At 60.4% G+C, this 16,991-nt stretch carries 13 protein-coding genes; 11 read left to right on the forward strand and 2 right to left on the reverse strand.

Annotation, left to right across the window (positions count from 1 at the left end; all coding sequences use genetic code 11):
- Positions 1-31: 31 nt before the first annotated feature.
- The 3 genes from ROSERS_RS23725 to ROSERS_RS23735 all read left to right on the forward strand — a co-directional run bounded on the left by ROSERS_RS23725 (position 32) and on the right by ROSERS_RS23735 (position 2,568).
- Positions 32-976: an ABC transporter ATP-binding protein gene (locus tag ROSERS_RS23725; protein WP_011959285.1), complete on the forward strand. Its 945-nt coding sequence runs from the start codon at positions 32-34 to the stop codon at positions 974-976.
- Positions 969-1,757 carry an ABC transporter permease subunit gene (locus ROSERS_RS23730; RefSeq protein ID WP_011959286.1) on the forward strand — a complete coding sequence of 263 codons (789 nt, stop codon included), beginning with the start codon at positions 969-971 and terminating at the stop codon, positions 1,755-1,757. Before ROSERS_RS23725 ends, ROSERS_RS23730 begins: the two co-directional genes overlap by 8 nt.
- Positions 1,758-1,830: 73 nt before the next feature.
- The gene (locus ROSERS_RS23735) at positions 1,831-2,568 is read left to right on the forward strand and encodes a response regulator transcription factor (RefSeq protein ID WP_011959287.1); all 738 of its coding nucleotides are present in this window, start codon (positions 1,831-1,833) and stop codon (positions 2,566-2,568) included.
- Between the two features lie 17 nt (positions 2,569-2,585).
- Here ROSERS_RS23735 and ROSERS_RS23740 read toward each other — a convergent pair whose 3' ends face one another.
- Complete coding sequence (locus ROSERS_RS23740) at positions 2,586-3,836, reverse strand: AAA family ATPase (protein ID WP_011959288.1); 1,251 nt, start codon at positions 3,834-3,836, stop codon at positions 2,586-2,588.
- Between the two features lie 310 nt (positions 3,837-4,146).
- On the opposite strand from ROSERS_RS23740, the gene ROSERS_RS23745 reads away from it, so the two are divergent.
- Complete coding sequence (locus ROSERS_RS23745; RefSeq protein ID WP_011959289.1) at positions 4,147-6,639, forward strand: FG-GAP repeat protein; 2,493 nt, start codon at positions 4,147-4,149, stop codon at positions 6,637-6,639.
- On the opposite strand, the gene ROSERS_RS23750 is transcribed toward ROSERS_RS23745, so the two are convergent.
- Complete coding sequence (locus tag ROSERS_RS23750) at positions 6,632-7,675, reverse strand: AAA family ATPase (RefSeq protein ID WP_011959290.1); 1,044 nt, start codon at positions 7,673-7,675, stop codon at positions 6,632-6,634. The genes ROSERS_RS23745 and ROSERS_RS23750 overlap by 8 nt on opposite strands.
- A 490-nt stretch (positions 7,676-8,165) precedes the next feature.
- Between ROSERS_RS23750 and ROSERS_RS26360 the strand changes: the two genes are divergently transcribed.
- The 7 genes from ROSERS_RS26360 (at position 8,166) to scpB (ending at position 16,959) form a co-directional block, all read left to right on the forward strand.
- Positions 8,166-9,176 (forward strand): zinc ribbon domain-containing protein, encoded by a 1,011-nt coding sequence (locus tag ROSERS_RS26360; protein WP_011959291.1) that lies wholly within the window; start codon positions 8,166-8,168, stop codon positions 9,174-9,176.
- 192 nt (positions 9,177-9,368) lie between these two features.
- Positions 9,369-9,779 carry a divalent-cation tolerance protein CutA gene (gene cutA / locus ROSERS_RS23770; RefSeq protein ID WP_011959292.1) on the forward strand — a complete coding sequence of 137 codons (411 nt, stop codon included), beginning with the start codon at positions 9,369-9,371 and terminating at the stop codon, positions 9,777-9,779.
- Between the two features lie 114 nt (positions 9,780-9,893).
- Positions 9,894-11,042 carry a SagB family peptide dehydrogenase gene (locus ROSERS_RS24530; protein ID WP_011959293.1) on the forward strand — a complete coding sequence of 383 codons (1,149 nt, stop codon included), beginning with the start codon at positions 9,894-9,896 and terminating at the stop codon, positions 11,040-11,042.
- 49 nt (positions 11,043-11,091) lie between these two features.
- Positions 11,092-12,870, forward strand: coding sequence for a peptidoglycan DD-metalloendopeptidase family protein (locus tag ROSERS_RS23780; RefSeq protein ID WP_011959294.1), 1,779 nt, complete (start codon positions 11,092-11,094; stop codon positions 12,868-12,870).
- A gap of 116 nt (positions 12,871-12,986) precedes the next feature.
- Positions 12,987-14,975, forward strand: coding sequence for a GAF domain-containing protein (locus tag ROSERS_RS23785; RefSeq protein ID WP_011959295.1), 1,989 nt, complete (start codon positions 12,987-12,989; stop codon positions 14,973-14,975).
- A 67-nt stretch (positions 14,976-15,042) separates the two neighbouring features.
- A complete protein-coding gene (locus tag ROSERS_RS23790; protein ID WP_011959296.1) occupies positions 15,043-16,146 on the forward strand; it encodes a M24 family metallopeptidase in 1,104 nt (367 codons plus the stop codon).
- 258 nt (positions 16,147-16,404) lie between these two features.
- Positions 16,405-16,959 carry an SMC-Scp complex subunit ScpB gene (gene scpB / locus ROSERS_RS23795; RefSeq protein ID WP_011959297.1) on the forward strand — a complete coding sequence of 185 codons (555 nt, stop codon included), beginning with the start codon at positions 16,405-16,407 and terminating at the stop codon, positions 16,957-16,959.
- The last annotated feature ends 32 nt before the right edge of the window (positions 16,960-16,991 follow it).

Consider the following 16,991-nt stretch of genomic DNA (forward strand, 5'->3'; position numbering starts at 1 on the left):
CGCCTGACCTCTTGCCGCCTGTTCTTTTTCCATGCATGCCATTGAAACCTGGGACCTGACTCGCGCTTTCGGCGACCGTGTTGCGGTCGAGCGCCTGACGTTCACTGCCCCGCGCGGGGCGGTGTTCGGTTTTCTGGGACCAAACGGCGCCGGCAAGACGACAACGGTGCGCATGCTGGCAGCGCTGATCGCCCCGACATCCGGCAGCGCCGTTGTAGCCGGGTATCGCCTCGGTGAAGAAGACCAGGACATCCGCCGCAATGTCGGGCTGCTGACCGAAAGCCCGGGGTTGTACGAGCGGCTCAGCGCGCGCCAGAACCTGATCTTCTTTGCGCGGCTCTACGATCTCGATGCTGCCCGTGCCGAAGCGCAAACTGAACGATACCTGCGCATGCTTGGTCTGTGGGATCGCCGTGACGATCCGGTGGGCAGTTTCTCGAAAGGTATGCGACAGAAACTTGCCATCGCACGCGCGTTGTTGCACGAACCGGCGATTATCTTTCTCGACGAACCAACTGCCGGTCTCGATCCGGAAGCCGCCCGCACGGTGCGCGAGTTCATTAAAGAACTACGCGCCGAGGGGCGCACAATCTTTCTCACCACGCACAATCTGCCGGAAGCCGACGAGTTGTGCGATACGATCGCAGTGTTTCGCACCCGCCTGCTGCGCATTGGCGCGCCCGACACGCTCCGCGCCGAACTCTTCGGCAGCAGCACGCGCATCCGCGTTGCAGGCGACGCAACGATGTTTCTCGATGTGGTGCGTGCACTGCCGTTCGTGCGTGCCGCCGCTGCCAGTGGCGACGCGCTCACTCTTTCGCTCGACAATCCCGACGAACAGAACCCGATCCTGGTGCAGGCGCTGATCAAGGCAGGCGCTGCGATCCGGTACGTCGAACCACGTGAACACTCGCTCGAAGACGTGTACCTGCACCTGGTGCGCGAAGCAGAACCGATAGGGCAGTCACATGCGTAAAGCGCTCGTGATTCTCCACAAAGAATGGCTCGAACTGCGCGGTGAACGGACCCTCCTGATGACGGTCATCGTGCCGCCGCTGCTGCTGACCATTCTGCCGATCGTTGCGCTCTACCTCATCGGTAGCACGCCCGACGAAGATACCAGCCAGCTTGGCGCTGTCATCGCCGATCCATCATTCGCCGGTCTGTCGGAACCGGAGGTGGGTCAGGCATTGATGGGCAAACAGTTCGGGTTGATGTTTCTCATCATGCCCCTCCTCGTCCCCGCCACAATCGCGTCGTACAGCATCGTTGGCGAGAAAATGCGCCGCACCCTCGAGCCGCTCCTTGCTGCGCCGGTGCGCACCTGGGAACTGCTCCTGGGGAAATGCCTGGCGTCCCTTATTCCATCGCTGATCATCACCTGGGGCGCCGCAGCGGTCTTTGTTCTGGCACTCCGGCTGATCGTCCTCAGTGATCGCGTCTATCAGGTGATCCTGGGCGGCGGATGGTGGATCCTCCTGCTGCTCGGATCACCGTCGCTGGCGCTGATCATGGTGGCAGCCACGGTCGCTATTTCGGGTCGGGTCAACGATCCGCGCACGGCACAGCAGGTGTCGGCGGTGGTGGTTGTCCCGCTCCTGGCGCTGTTCATCGCTCAGTTGCTCGGCGTCGTGGTGCTGACACCGCTGCTGGCGCTGATTGCAAGCACAGCGCTGGCATTCCTGGCAATACTCGCCTTCGCCGGCGCAATTCTCCTCTTCGAACGTGAAAATATCTTAACCCGCTGGGCGTCCTGAGCGCGCTTTCCCTCTTTACGAGTGGCGCAAGAGTCGCTATACTGCACACAGTACGGGTGAACATGGTACTACTATGCGACTCATACGCCGAATTGCCGAACGAGCACACGAAGACAATGCCCATCCCCGGCGCATCCTGATCGCGGACGATGATCCGTCGATTGCCATGTTGATTCAGGTGACGCTGAAGGATCCGCGCTATGAGATCGTGGCAGTCAAGAATGGTCTGGAGGCGCTCAAAGCGTTCAACGAATCGAAGTTCGACGTGGTCATTCTCGACGTGATGATGCCGTATGTCGATGGGTTCGAGGCATGCCAGCGCATTCGCGAGCGTTCTGATGTGCCGATCATCATCCTGACCGCCCGCGATGGCACCGACGATATTGTGCACGGCTTCGAACTCGGCGCTGACGACTATATTACCAAACCGTTCAAAACCGCCGAGTTGATCGCGCGCGTCGATGCCATCCTGCGGCGCGTCGAGGGGTACAAGCACCGCGTTGCGCCGCCGGTCGTGCGCGTGGGAGAGATTGAAATCGATGAACCGCGCCACCGGGTTACCGTGCGTGGCAAAGAAGTCAACCTGACGCCGATGGAGTTCGAACTGCTCTACTTCCTTGCCGCCAACGCCGGGCATGTGTTCGACCGCGAAACCCTCTTCCGCGAAGTCTGGGGGTACGATTACGTCGGCGAAACGAACCTGGTCGACGTGTGTGTGCGCCGGTTGCGCGAAAAAGTGGAAGCCGAGCCGTCGCGCCCGCGCATGATCCTGACGGTGCGCGGGGTCGGGTACAAGATGGCGGAAGCGTAAGTCGCCTGCCCGCGCTGTTATGCACCGCGCACCAGGCTGAACAGACTGCGGCGCTCCTTCACACCCGGCAGCGATCCTTTGCCGGCTTTCTTTCCGCCCGAACGTTTGAGCGAAATTAATTGTGCACCGTCGCCAGCGACATATGCTGCCAGGTTGAGGAAACTCTGGCCTGCCCAACTCTGAGGGTGCGCCATCACAACCGGCACGCCGCGATTGATGCTGTGCGTGATCGGTTGACCTTCGCTCGGAATATTGGCGCCTACCGGATAGCGCAGGTGTTTCTGAATATCCTGGAGCGCAATGCCGTTCACGCTGGGGAAACGGTTGAGCACCAGCGTGATCCGCCCGCGCGTCAGTTCATTGCGTGAGATATGTTCCAGAAAACTCTTGGTATGGCGCAGCGCAGGCACTTCCGGCGTCGTTACGACCAGCACATCGTCCGCCTTCTCGAGCAGCGTCTCGGTCACTTCATCGAGGAATGACCAGGTATCGCATACCACATACGTGTGTCGTTCCAGCAACCCATGCACCACGGCCGCTACCGCTTCGCGTGAGATGTCGCCAGCCATTTCCAGATCGTGCGGTGCAAGCAGCACCTTGATCCCGGAACTATGCGCCTGCAAAACTTTCTCAAAAAGCGCATCGTCCAGTTCATAGGCATGCATCACCAGATCGTAGAGCGTGTGGCGCGACCAGATATTCAAATGGACGCCAACATCGCCGAATTGTAACCCCATATCGGCAAGCGCTACACCCGTATTCGTCACCTGACGCAACGCAACCGCCAGATTGGCGGCGATCGTCGTGGCGCCAACCCCGCCCTTTGGCGCAATCACAACCACCAACCGACCGTTGCGTCGGTCGCCACCCGCGGATGAGCGGGCGACGCGATCACGTTCTGCGGCAATGACCGCATGAATGCTATTCATCAGATCGGCATGCTGGATCGGACGTCCGATCACATCGCGGGCGCCAGCCATCACCAGGCGCCGCAGTGAGGTTACATCCGCTGAAGGGGTGACAGCAATGCAGAGGGTGGAAGGAACCTGCGTGAAGATCTGGCGTATCGCAGACTCTGTCTGTTCGACATCACGATCCACAATCACCAGATCCGGGCGATGCTGCTGCGCCAGAAGCACTCCGGCAGCCACGCTGCCCACACGGTCGAGGCCCTCGACGTCCGCCTCGCGCGCAAGACGGTTGATCCATTCCTGATCGAGTTGATCAGGCGACGTGATGACGATAATTCGAAGAGATCGAGAGGTCACCAATGTTTCCTTTCTATCGCTATGATCGCCTATGACCGCACAATGCATCGTTCATGACGCGCTCATATGAGAAGCGTTCCTCGTTCTCTAGTACAACCGTCACTGCGGCGCTCCGGTCACGCGCCGCTCATAAAACCTTATTCACATTGCGTTCACCTGTTTGCCAGCACAGCGAAGTATGGTAGTAATCAAACATGGCAACGTGAGCGTTCTGGTACTTTGGTCATCGTTTCTTATCACCGGTTCGCTGGTATGATGAAGTCGGGCATGAGGCTGACAATCCATCAGACGTCGTAGCAGGAGGCGTCTCATGCGCTCTTGGAAAAGACTCAGCGCGCCCGTTGCGGGCGTTGTACTGATCACGCTGCTCACGCTGTTTGCACCCGCCCGGTCGGTGATGATGCAATCATCGCTGACGTTTACGCAGACAAAACTTCTCGCTGCGGATGCTGCGCAGTACAATTATTTTGGGTTATCGGTTGCAGTCAGGGGTGATACGGCGATCGTCGGCGCCTACGGGAAGTCAGATCTTGTGCGGAATGCTGGCGCTGCTTATGCGTTCACCCGCAACGCCGGATCGTGGACGCAGCAGGCGCGACTGGGAACATCAAGCCCTCTGATCGACGCATACCTCGGCGCAACCGTGGCTACCAATGGGTCGTACACGGCGGCGGGCGCGCCGTATGCCAGTGTTGGCGCACAGAATGACGGCGTGGTGTATCTCTTCTCCAACGCTACCTGGCAACAGCAGACGATCCTTCTGCCCAATGATCCCGACTCGCTGTCACAGTTTGGCAATGCGCTTGCAATCAATGACAACACCCTTTTTGTCGGTGCGCCGATGCACGACTCCTTCGGCGTCAACGCCGGTGCGGTGTATGTATTTACCTTCGATGGCGCCTCCTGGGTGCAACAGCAAAAGTTAATCGGCGTCGACACCGCCCCCGGCGATCGTTTTGGCAGCGCACTGGCGCTGAACGATGGCTGGCTGGCAGTGAGCGCGCCGCTCCATAGTTCACCTGGAAGTCCAGGCGGCGCAGTGTACCTTTTCGAGTTTGACGGCGTCTCCTGGGTGCAACGGTATAAAGTAGGTGCGCCCGATACCATTGCAGGCGATCGTTTTGGCAGCGCAATTGCGCTGGACGATGGCTGGCTGGCGGTCGGCGTGCCGCTGCACCGTTTCGTTGGAAGTGCCAGCGGCGCCGTTTATCTTTTTGAATTTAACGGAACAGCCTGGGTGCAGCGGCAGAAGTTCGTCGCCAGCGATACCGCTGGCAGTGACCAGTTTGGCAGCGCACTGGCGCTCGAAAACCGGCGACTCGTCGTCGGTGCGCCATTGCACAATTCAAACGGACCTGCAAGCGGCGCCGTTTACATCTTCGAGCGCGCGACAACCACGTGGATTGAGCGCGCAAAACTGATCGGCAGCGACACCAACGCTGGCGATAGATTGGGCGGATCGATCAGTATTGACGGTAATACCATTCTCGTGGGCGCCTATGGCGATACAGCCGCCGGTCCGGCAACAGGCGCAGCATATGTGTTCGTTGAAGTGACAGGTCCAGGAGTGACGACCACACCGTCGATCATCGTCACTCCAACGGAGACCAGCACCCCCTCGGCGACGCCATCCAATACGCCGTCGCCCACCTTTACCAGCACCCCCTCGGCGACGCCATCCAATACGCCGTCGCCGACCTTCACCAGCACCCCCTCGCCGACCCCCTCGGCCACGCCGACCTTCACCAGCACCCCCTCGCCGACCCCCTCGGCCACGCCGACCTTCACCAGCACCCCCTCGCCGACCCCCTCGGCCACGCCGACCTTCACCAGCACGCCCTCGCCGACCCCCTCGGCCACGCCGACCTTCACCAGCACGCCCTCGCCGACCCCCTCGGCCACGCCGACCTTCACCAGCACGCCCTCGCCGACCCCCTCGGCCACGCCGACCTTCACCAGCACGCCCTCGCCGACCCCCTCGGCCACGCCGACCTTCACCAGCACGCCCTCGCCGACCCCCTCGGCCACGCCGACCTTCACCAGCACGCCCTTGCCGACCCCCTCGGCCACGCCGACCTTCACCAGCACGCCCTCGCCGACCCCCTCGGCCACGCCGACCTTCACCAGCACGCCCTCGCCGACCCCCTCGGCCACGCCGTCCAATACCCCCTCGGCCACCCCGTCCAATACTCCAACAGCAACGGCAACTGTTCCGCCGGGAACGGGAACGCCTCGCCCGATCCTCGCGTGCGTCGCGCGACGTTCACCTGCAAGTTATGTCGCTATCTTTGGATACGAGATGGAAGGGACGGCGCCGGTGCATATGCCGGTGGGTGGCGAAAACCGGTTCAATCGCTATCGGGAAGACCTCGGTCAGCCAACCACGTTTGAGCCAGGCACGCGGCGAGCAGCGTTCGCAGTAGTCTTCGACGGCTTGCCGCTGACGTGGTCACTGGCGGGGCGACAGGTGACGGCATGGGCGAATTATCCGATTCGCTGCAGCAGCGATGCTGTTGTGCGCATCCAACCCATACTGGAGTGCACGCTGCCGGATAGCAATGGCACAACGATCGCGCGGTTCGGGTATCGAAATGACAATGCGTTCAATGTCGCCGTGCCTGTCCGGTGGCAAAACTTCTTCGTTCCGGCGCCGATCCAGCGCGGGCAGCCGGTTGTCTTCGCGCCTGGCAGACATCGGTTCGTCTTTGAAACCGGTTTCTCACGAGGTGCGCTGGTATGGTTCCTGGATGGACGAATAGCAGTAGCAACCAATGCGCCCGTACAGGCGTGCCAGTTCAACTGACTCTGCAACGATACCACCAGACCAGCGCGATCATGAGACCCGACAGAGCCACCAGGACGGCAGTTATGACATTACCGACAGCGACGAAGACCAGTAACGCCGCCAGAGGCACAATCATCAGCAGGAGAGCGCGGGGTGCTTCAGGTAGCGGGAAGAGCGTATCTTCCGCGCCTGAACGTTCGGTCTGAAGCGTACCGTAGCGCGGTCTGATACCACCTTCTCCCTCTTCGCCTTCAAAAGCCTCCGGCGGCAATGGCGCCCCCGGAATGGGACGTTCCCGTGCCTCGACGAGAAAATGCGCACGCCAATCGCGCCCGTCGCGGCGACTCTCGAACAGGTGGTATGCTGCGCGCTGAAGATAGGCGGGATGACCAGCGCTGAGATTGCTCAGCAATCGCAATTCAGCAGGCGTGAAACTGACGCCGGTTCCTTCAAGATAGGTTTCTGCGAAGAGGCGAACTTCTGCTGGCGCGAAGGCGCCGAGGCGAACGCTGGCGAACCGCTCGCTGAGCAACGGCATCTCCCCTGCCGACGCCACAACCAGGATCAACTGCCCGCCACGCGCAATGCGCGCCAGCGTATTGAGCAACGTGTCGCCCCATCCCGCATCCAACGCGCGATGAGCGTCATCAAGGCAGAGGAGCACCGGCGTCTCCATCTCAAGCAGCGCAACTTCTAAAGCCGCAGACGTTGCGCCTGGAATCCCCAATGCCTGAAGCACGGTCTCGTAGACATCCTCCGGCGTTGCCGCTTCGTGAAGCGCCAGGTAGAACGACGGCAGCAGTGGCTCTTCCAGATGTACCGCAGCCGATGCAGTGATATGGGTGAGCAGCGATGATTTGCCGATACCCGGCGGACCGGTGACTATGACCGGTCGACGCGCTTCGATTGCATCGAAGATCAGCGACAATTCACGCCAGCGCCCGGCAAAACGGGCGGCGTCAACGATGCGCGTGCGCTGGATGAATGGATTCTCCAGACGTGGCGTGTCGTTGTCGGATGTTGCGCCAGAAGTCACCGGATTCTCTCTTGCCACGCTTCCGATCCGCGAGGGGATACAGACGCTGCTAGTAACTGTTCACACCTGGGGGAACACGCGCGCCTGGGAGCGCGGGCGTCCCGCCCGCGTCGCGTCTCCGAAGGCACGCTGCCCGCGCTCCCAGGAGAAATGTGAACACTTACCGCTGCTACCGGTTCTCAGAACCGTCGTACCTGTCCTGCCTGTAGCGACCTGTAGAACAATTGAACCACGTGCGTGCCGGAGGCGCGGTCATTACGCGCTCCTGACGCGCGACTCCGGCAGTTAACCGTTCTACGCCTTGCTCTAATTTCACTCTGAGCAGCATTGAACATGTGGTCGCTCTGAAGAAATGAGAGCACTTAAACATAATACCACGCGCTCCTTTTTTCTTCAGTAGCGACTCTGTCGCATTTTTGCCATCAAAGCGATCAGGTCTGCGTCTGCACCTGTGGGTATAATGCAGGTAGAAGGCAGTACATCATCGCTCCGGCATCTGGAGGTATCAATGTCGCACTCTGTCTCGCCCGATGTTCACCGTCTGGTCGCCGATGCTATCGCTGCTATTCGCTCCGGCGACAAAGCGCGCGGTCAGAAGCTTCTCATGCAGGCGCTGCGCATTAATCCTCATCACGAAGTCGCCTGGTTGTGGATGGCGTCGCTCGTCGAAACTCCTGAACGGCGGCGTGAATGCCTGGAACGCGCGCTGGCGATCAACCCGCACAACGAAACCGCGCGGCGTGCGCTCCGGGCGCTGTCTGAGCCACAGCCACCGCACGCGACGCCGCAGCAGCATGTCGATGCACTGGATCAGACATTTCACTCATCGCCGACTTCCGTCCACGAACACGTTCAGACCGCAACACAAGCGAATAGAACGCAAGACGATCAGGCGCGCCACTGCCCGCACTGCGGCGCGCCGCTGGAGACGACCGCCACGTTCTGCGCGTTTTGCAAGAGTCCGGTGGCGCCGCATCCAGCATCTGATGCTCCATCATTGTCGTTGACCAATAAGGAACGGAGGCGACTTGAAACCAGTAAAGATACGCGAAATAGGAGAAGACCATCTTTCTTGGAGCACTTCTCCAGTTTCTGTTTTTTTCTCATATTCGCCCCCATGGTCTTCTGTACCATACTAAGTTCCCCGTCCCTGTCAATCTTTTTGTTATTAATATCCGCACCCCCTTTGATTTTATCCTCTATGGAGTTATATCGTAATTACCAGATTGAAAGATCGCTAAAGAAAGCGAAATCCAGAGTGGATTGTCCGGTTCTTGATATATGGAAGGATGATGATAGTGAAAGCATATCATACTTTATCGCCTGGGAACTGATGGTAACCGATCAGCACGGACAACCCCTTCGCCTTCAGCAGGCGCAGAAAATCTACGGTTATAGATTGTACGGTTGTCTTAAGATGCGCAGAACGGTGCGGGTGCGGTATGCGCCGGAGCAACCTGACGTTTCGATCCTGGACGAAGAGTGGGTTGCTGCCATTCAGAAGTCCTCCCACGTATGAGGGCGCAAGTCTTTACTAGTACCTGCTCGCTCACAGAGCAGGCAGGTTCTGTCTCCTACCTTCTATCTTCTACCTTCTCATTATCTGTCATACCTGCTCGCTCACGGAGCAGGCAGGTTCGAATCGTTCGAGATGTCACCGGTGGCATCCCAGAGGCGGACGAAACGTGCATTCTCTACCGTCCGCCCTGCAATGACGCATTCGCGGATTGCTGCACGCTACCCGGCATGCTACAATATCGCCGGAAGACAGGAAGCAACAGGATTGAAGGATAGGACGGCGCCGGTGAACCTGATCGCTGTCATTACGACTGTTGGAAGCGTCGAGGATGCGCGGAAACTTGCCACGGCGCTGGTCGAGCGACAACTGGCAGCCTGCGCGCAGATCTCACAGATCGAGAGTGTGTACCGCTGGAAGGGTGCAATCCAGCACGAACCAGAGTTTCGTGTGCTGTTCAAAACGACCGCTGCACGCTATCAGGACGTGGAAGAGGCGATTCGCGCGCTGCATCCGTATGAACTGCCAGCGATCCACGCCTTCGCCATCGAACATGTGTATGCACCATACGGCGCATGGGTCGAGGAGAACAGCAGCGCCACATAGCCCTCGACACCCGAGGCGCTGAGTCCTTCAGCGATCACCCGAATCTGTCCCCGCCAGCGTTCCTGTGCAAACACCTGAAACACGCCGCCGTCTGGCAGGCTCAAGGGCGCCCCGATGAAACGATTACGCCACGATGTGAACGCGCTGGTGAGTATCGCTCTGCTGGTTACAACCACGATTGCCATTCTCACCGGCATCATCGCTGATGTGTGGGATCTGACAGGATTTGTGTTCCACACCTACGCCGGATATGTCATGGCAGCGCTGGTCATGTTCCACGTGGCGCTGAACTGGGGTCGACTGAGACGCTATGTATACGTTCGCCTGTTCCGCTCGGGATCAACCGCCCGCACCAGATCTCCCGCTTTCGCAACCGTTCATCCACGCCGCTCGACGGTTGAACCCAGCGCTCCAGGCATCGTGCGTGCGCTGCATACGCGGCGCGGTTTCCTCGGCGTCTTGATCGGCGGTCTGGCAGGTCTGGCAATCGGGCGCAGCACGGCGCGCGTACGACTGGATGTGCCGTTTGGAACCGATCTGGGTGTGGCATATCATCAGTGGAGCAAACCGGGGATGAGCGACCTGTTCGGCGCAGTTGCCAGTTGGGGCGCACAGCCGCCTTTGTACAAAACATACCCCGACTCTCTGCGGATCATGCTGCCGCCCCCCGATGATCGACCGGGATTGGCGCTTGAAACCGCCATTCAACAGCGACGTTCCGTGCGTCATTACAGTGATGAACCTCTCACGCTGGCGGAACTGTCGCGACTGCTCTACTACACCGGCGGAATCAACGCCGAACGTTTCGGGATAAAGTTGCGCGCTGCACCGTCCGCCGGCGCGCTCTATCCAATCGAGACGTACCTTGCCATTCACCGCGTCGCCGACCTGCGCCCCGGTGTCTACCACTACAATGTCGCCGATCATTCCCTGTCGCTGATCCGCGACGCTGACGTGCGGGGGGAAACGGTGCGACATGGGTTGATGCAGGAGTTTCTGGGAACGTGCAATGCGGTTGTCTATTTCACGGTCATCCTTCAGCGGCTGCGCTGGCGGTACCAGGAGCGCGCCTACCGGTATGCGCTGCTCGAAGCAGGGCACCTGGCGCAGAACCTGTATCTCGCGGCGACATCGCACGGTATGGGTGTTTGCGCGGTTGGCGCCTTCCTCGATGATGAAGTCAATGCAATGCTTGGCGTGGATGGCGAGCGGGAAGCTGCTGTGTATATGCTCGCGGTTGGGAAAACGAGAGATCGGGTATAATCCGCACCGCAGACAGCCAGCCAGTTTTGACGATCATTAGAAGGTTTCGATGCTGCGCCGCCTGACGTGCATGGTGTTCATTGCTGCCATAACCCTGGCGGGTTGCGCCGGACCGCCGCCAGTCCCCGCGCCAACCGCAGCGACGCTGCCGACCACCAGCGCACCGGTGAACACCGCCACACCCGCACCCCTGTCGCCAACACCACCCGTGATACCAACCACAACGCCGATCCCGCCAACCCCTACCCCCACACCCGCGCTGGCAACTTTTTTCGATGACCGGCGACTGACCTATGAGCCGGGGTTCTATGCGATCCAGATCCAGGCGTTCCTCGATAGCCATCCCGGACCGCTGAAGCGGATCGTGATGCCAGTTGGGGATCGGCAGCACACCTTTGCAGAAGCGTTGACCGGTCAGGCGATCTATTACAGCGTCAACCCGAAGATTATTCTGGCGCTCATTGAACTGCACAGCAGCCTGATCAGCGATCCGCAGCCAACCGCCGATCAGTTCGTGTGGGCGGTTGGGTTTCGCGGCGAAAACGGACGACGACGCGGATTGCAGGCACAGGTGCGCTGGGCAGTCCGCGAGATGCTCTACGCACGGCGCGATTACCCGCAGCGCGTTACGCTCACCTTCGCCGACGGCAGCGTTGCTCCGCCGACGGAAGAGATGTCGCTCGCCGGATATGCCCTGGCGCGCGTCCTTGCCCCCACGACGGTTCCAGAGCGTCTTCCGGGATTGATGGAACGATTTCGCTCCGTCTATACAAACCTGTTCGACGACCCGCGCATCCCGCCGGATGACTGGTTCCCGCTCTCCGAACCCTTCCTGACCCGTCCAATCGGGAAAGTAGTTCCGGTCACGTCCTTCTTCGACCACAGCGGTCCGTTCCTGATGCGCAACGCCAGCGATGGCGTCACGACCTACTGGGGACGTGTGGAAACCGACCCGATCTTTGCGTACAACGGTCATGACGGGTGGGATTACGCCGCAGCGCCGCCGGAACGAGCACTGGCGGCTGCCGATGGCGAAGTGGTGTTCGCCGGAAATGCCGACGACGGTTGCGCCACCCGCGCGGTCGTCATCGACCATGAGAATGGCTATCGCACGCTCTACTGGCATCTCCACCGCGTGGATGTGGCGATTGGCGAGCGTGTGGCGCGTGGGCAATCGATCGGTATCATTGGCAACACTGGCTGCTCGTCTGGACCCCACCTGCACTTCGGCGTTCAGTACCTGGGACGCAACACCGATCCCTACGGTTGGTGCGGCATGGGAGAAGATCCATGGCGTGCGCATCCCGCCGGCACGGTGAGCACATGGCTCTGGAAGGATCGTCCGTCACCGTGCGCTCCGCCACCCGATGGAGCGGTCGCCGTCGATGCCGGGCTCCCCGGCTTCCTGATCGATGGGGAGGGGTGGAACAGCGCACCCGTGGGATATGGGGGCGAGTCGCTGTTCATCGCATCAGTCCGTGGCGCGGGGGGACGACCGTGGAAGGTGCGCCCGCTGAACCCGCCCGCGCTGGCGATCTGGCGCGCCACATTACCTTCAGCAGGAAAGTACCGCGTGATCGCGTTTATTCCGTATGCTGTCAGCCGCCTGGGCGATGCAACAAACGTGCGCTATCTGGTTCAGCACGCCGATGGAACGGCGGAAGTGATCGTCGATGCAGCGACGCACGCGAACGACTGGGCGGAACTGGGAACCTACACATTCGATACAACCGGCGCCGAAGTTGTACTGACCAGCACAGCGGAAGACGGGATGCTCAGCGTATGGGCGGATGTCGTCATGTGGCTGCCCGTGTCGCCTGAAGAGTGACGGCGCACTGCGTGTATGTTCAACCTGTACTTCCCCGCAAACCCGCTCCATCGCCGGGTCAGTTTGTTATAATATGCGTCGAAGGTCACAAAAATCTCGTCGTCTGGCAGGTTCGTATGCACAGTCCGCAAACCGCTTTCCTTCCCATGCTCGTGGAGGAACTGCGAGCATCGCTGCCGAACATTTCGGAAGTGATCGATCAACTGGCTGCCAGTCAGTCGAACGAGCAGCGGCGCGTTCTGCTGCGTCAGTTAGGAGCGCTCTGGTTTCGCCAGGACGGAGAGCCGGAGGTGCTGGCAGAATTCGGTCTGGCGCTTTCGGAATTGCATGGCGTCGAGCCGGGGGTTGCACTCTCCGAGTTGCTGCTGGCATACGGCGCTGCACGCGAAGAACAACGCACCCGTGAATGGGAAAGTCACCTGGTGCGACGTATGGCGGAACTCAAGGGTCTCCACCGGATCATCTCCGCCGCCAACTCCACGCTCGACCTGGATACGTCGATGCAACTGGTCGTCGAGACGGTCGCTGAAGTGATCGGCGTGGAGGTTTGTTCGGTGTACCTGTACGACAAGAACACCGATGATCTGACACTGCGGGCGACCCACGGGTTGAACAGCGCCGCCGTCGGGCAGGTGCGCATCCGTATCGGCGAGGGTATCACCGGATGGGCTGCGCGGGAGGGGCGACCGATCGCGGTGCGCGATGTGCGTCGTGAGCCGCGTTTTCACATCGAACCGGGGTTGGGCGAGGAACCGTACCGCTCGATGCTCGCCGTGCCGATTGTTCTGTTCAGCGTTGAACGGTTCCATCTGGGCGCTGCCAAGTTGCAGGGTGTGATCACCGTTCAAACCTATGGTCCGCGCGATTTTACCGCCGAAGAGATCAACTTCGTCGAAACCGTCGCCGGCGAACTGGCGTTCTTCATCGTCAATGCGCAACTCTATCAGCAAACCGACGAGCAATTGCACCAGAAGGTGCGCGAACTGACAACCCTGCAACAGGTCTCAAAGAGTATTGCTGAGCAACTCAATCTCGAAGAGGTGTTGAAACTGATCGTCGCCAAGGCAGTGGAACTCTCGCGCGCTGAACGCGCGGATATTTTCCGTGTCGGCAATGATGGACGACTGGAACTCGCCGCGACCTACGGCGGAACGCCGCGCGGCGAAATCCCCGGATTCATCGTTCAGGCAGTGCGCGAGGCGCGTCCGCTGGCAGTACACAACGCTTTCAACGACTCGCGCTTCCCCGAACTCGCAGAAGTCGCAGCACGCGAGAACTTCTATTCACTCTTCTGCATGCCGCTGCGCGTCCAGCAAAAGCGCACGATCGGCGCCATCTGCCTGTATACCCGTGAAGCGCGCCATTTCGACTATGAGCATATGCGCCTTCTTTCTACCTTTGCCGACGAAGCGGCGATTGCGATCGAGAATGCGCGCCTGTACGACGAAAGCCTGCGCGCTCTGGCGGTCAAATCTGCAATGTTGCAGGAAATGCATCATCGTGTGCGCAACAACCTGCAAACGATCTCGGCATTGCTGACCATGCAACAGCGCCGCCTGCCGCCAAATGACCGCAGTGCAATTGCGCTGCGCGACAGTGTGGCGCGTATTCAGGCGATTGCGGGCGTTCACAATCTGCTGTGTCATGAAGATGTCGGCGTGACCACAGTTGACGCGGTGGCGCGTCAGATCGTCGAGAGCGCCCGACTCAGCCTCTCGTCGCCCGAACGCCCGGTCCACTTCGAAATCCGCGGCGTTCAGGCGCGCGTTGGCTCACGTGACGCTACTGTGCTGGCAATCGTGCTGAATGAACTGATCGTCAACGCGATGACCCACGGGCTTGCCGTTAGCGGCGGCGTTATCATCATCGAAACGAGCGAGCAGGACGGCATGATCGCCGTCGAGGTCCGTGATGACGGTCCGAGCCGTGTCGCTTCTCCAGAATCGGCGACTGCGGAATCGTCGGGCGGCGGCAGTGGATTGGGGTTGCACATCATCCGCACGCTGGTGCAGGACGATCTTCAGGGAGAGTTTTCGCTCACCATCGGTGAGGAATGGACTGTGGCACGGGTACGCTTCCCACATCACGAGCGCGATACCCAGTAGTCTGCACAACATTCAACGTTGAACTTCAACGTCCAACCTTCAATCTTCAACACAAAAGGAACAGACCATGTCCCACCGCATCACGCGCATCCAGGAAGCCATGCGTCGTTACGGCTTCGACGCTCTGGCTATTGTTCCCGGCAGTAATTTGCGCTATCTTTCGGGAATAACGCTGCACGCCGGTTTGCGATTGACTCTGGCGCTCACCCCGGTTTCCGGGCAACCGGCGCTGGTGGTTCCGGCGCTGGAGCATGCACGCATTGCCGAGACGACAGGCGCACTGTTTCGCTTCTATCCCTGGAGCGACGCCGAAGGACCGGAACAGGCGCTGGCGCGCGCGACGCGTGATGTCGGTCTGGGTGCGGGAAGCGTCATTGGCATCGAGCATACGGTTATGCGGGTATTTGAACTTCGCGCGCTGGAACAGGCGCTTCCCGGCGCGCAGACTGCGGATGTCACACCACTGCTGATGGACATGCGCATGGTCAAAGATGCGGAGGAACTGCATGCAATCCGCCAGGCAGTGCGTGTCATCGAAGACACGCTGCGCCAGACGATCGCGCAGGTACGGGCAGGCATGCGCGAACGCGACATTGCCGACCTGTGGGAACGCGCTATTCGCGCTGCGGGATGCTTACCCGCATTCGAGACCACGGTCGCCAGCGGACCGAACAGTGCCAACCCGCATCATACCAGCGGGGACCGTGTGTTGCAGGAAGGCGATCTGGTGGTATTCGACGGCGGCGCCGTGTATCAGGGGTATGTGTCGGATATTACCCGCACGTTTGCGGTGGGACGCCTGTCCGACGAGGCGCTGCGAATCCACCATCTTGTGCAGGCGGCGAATACTGCCGGGCGTATCGCTGCCGCGCAACCCGGCGCCACCGGCGAGTCGATCGACACAGCGGCGCGGCAGATCATCGAACATGGCGGATACGGAGCGTACTTTATCCACCGCACCGGGCATGGGATCGGTCTCGATATCCACGAACCGCCCTTCATCGTAGCAGGAAACCAGGCGCCGCTTCCAGTCGGCGCAACATTTACGGTTGAACCAGGGATTTACATTCGTGGTCTGGGTGGCGTGCGCATCGAGGATGACGTAGTCATCACCGCTGACGGCGCCGAGTCGCTGACGACCTTTCCGCGCGATGTGCAGTACCTTTCGTAAGGTCTGGCGGTCGCATGCCGGAATGCAGGGTGCTGGATCCTCCCCCGCAGCACGCCTGCCACGCGATTGCATTGACGAGTTCACTGCAAACATGCACCGCTGAGACGCCGGGCGCGCGGAGAATCCTGAAAACGGACTGTGATGGATGCACGGCGAAGCATGCGTTTGAGGACGCGATAGCGCATCCGCTGCTGCGGTACCATGCCTTTTTGCAGTGGACTCATTGACGCCAGGTGTGGTTGAACCCGAAATCGTCGTATGGAACAATCCCCGCTGCCCGACATACCACCCCAATCAGCGCCCACGACGGTGCAGTTGATCGAGGCGATCCTGTTCGTTGCAGGCGAACCGGTGACTATCACCGAACTGGCGCGGACGCTCGATCTGCCACCTGATGCAGTGGAGCAGGCGCTCGATGAGTTGGCGGCAGCATGCATCGAGCGCGGCATCCGTCTCCAGCGCGATGCCGATCGCGTCCAGCTGGTTTCTGCACCCGAAGCAGCAGCGGTTATCGAGCGTTTTCTGGGCGCTCCCCCTGCCACACGCCTCTCGAACGCCGCGCTCGAAGTGTTGACGATTATCGCGTACCGCCAGCCTGTCACGCGCGCCCAGATCGAAGCGATCCGCGGCGTGGATAGCAGCGGCGTCTTGCGGGCACTGCTGGCGCGCGACCTCATCGCGGAAGGCGGACGGCTCGAAACGGTCGGCAGACCGATCCTGTATGTCACTACCGCCGGGTTCCTCCGTCAGTTCGGTCTGAGCAGTCTGGCAGACCTGCCCCCGCTCGATCTGCCGGAGCCGCCGTCCTCGTGATTGTTATGATTGTGTGATGAAATCGATCCGCT

The organism is Roseiflexus sp. RS-1 (assembly GCF_000016665.1).
Classification (GTDB): Bacteria; Chloroflexota; Chloroflexia; order Chloroflexales; family Roseiflexaceae; genus Roseiflexus.

Excerpts from the sequence above, each read along its gene's own strand:
- ROSERS_RS23785 (WP_011959295.1), top strand. The coding sequence starts at position 12,987 with ATGCACAGTCCGCAAACCGCTTTCCTTCCCATGCTCGTGGAGGAACTG.
- ROSERS_RS23735 (WP_011959287.1), top strand. The coding sequence starts at position 1,831 with ATGCGACTCATACGCCGAATTGCCGAACGAGCACACGAAGACAATGCC.
- ROSERS_RS26360 (WP_011959291.1), top strand. The coding sequence starts at position 8,166 with ATGTCGCACTCTGTCTCGCCCGATGTTCACCGTCTGGTCGCCGATGCT.
- ROSERS_RS23780 (WP_011959294.1), top strand. The coding sequence starts at position 11,092 with ATGCTGCGCCGCCTGACGTGCATGGTGTTCATTGCTGCCATAACCCTG.
- ROSERS_RS23790 (WP_011959296.1), top strand. The coding sequence starts at position 15,043 with ATGTCCCACCGCATCACGCGCATCCAGGAAGCCATGCGTCGTTACGGC.
- scpB (WP_011959297.1), top strand. The coding sequence starts at position 16,405 with ATGGAACAATCCCCGCTGCCCGACATACCACCCCAATCAGCGCCCACG.
- ROSERS_RS24530 (WP_011959293.1), top strand. The coding sequence starts at position 9,894 with ATGAAACGATTACGCCACGATGTGAACGCGCTGGTGAGTATCGCTCTG.
- cutA (WP_011959292.1), top strand. The coding sequence starts at position 9,369 with ATGACGCATTCGCGGATTGCTGCACGCTACCCGGCATGCTACAATATC.
- ROSERS_RS23725 (WP_011959285.1), top strand. The coding sequence starts at position 32 with ATGCATGCCATTGAAACCTGGGACCTGACTCGCGCTTTCGGCGACCGT.
- ROSERS_RS23745 (WP_011959289.1), top strand. The coding sequence starts at position 4,147 with ATGCGCTCTTGGAAAAGACTCAGCGCGCCCGTTGCGGGCGTTGTACTG.
- ROSERS_RS23730 (WP_011959286.1), top strand. The coding sequence starts at position 969 with ATGCGTAAAGCGCTCGTGATTCTCCACAAAGAATGGCTCGAACTGCGC.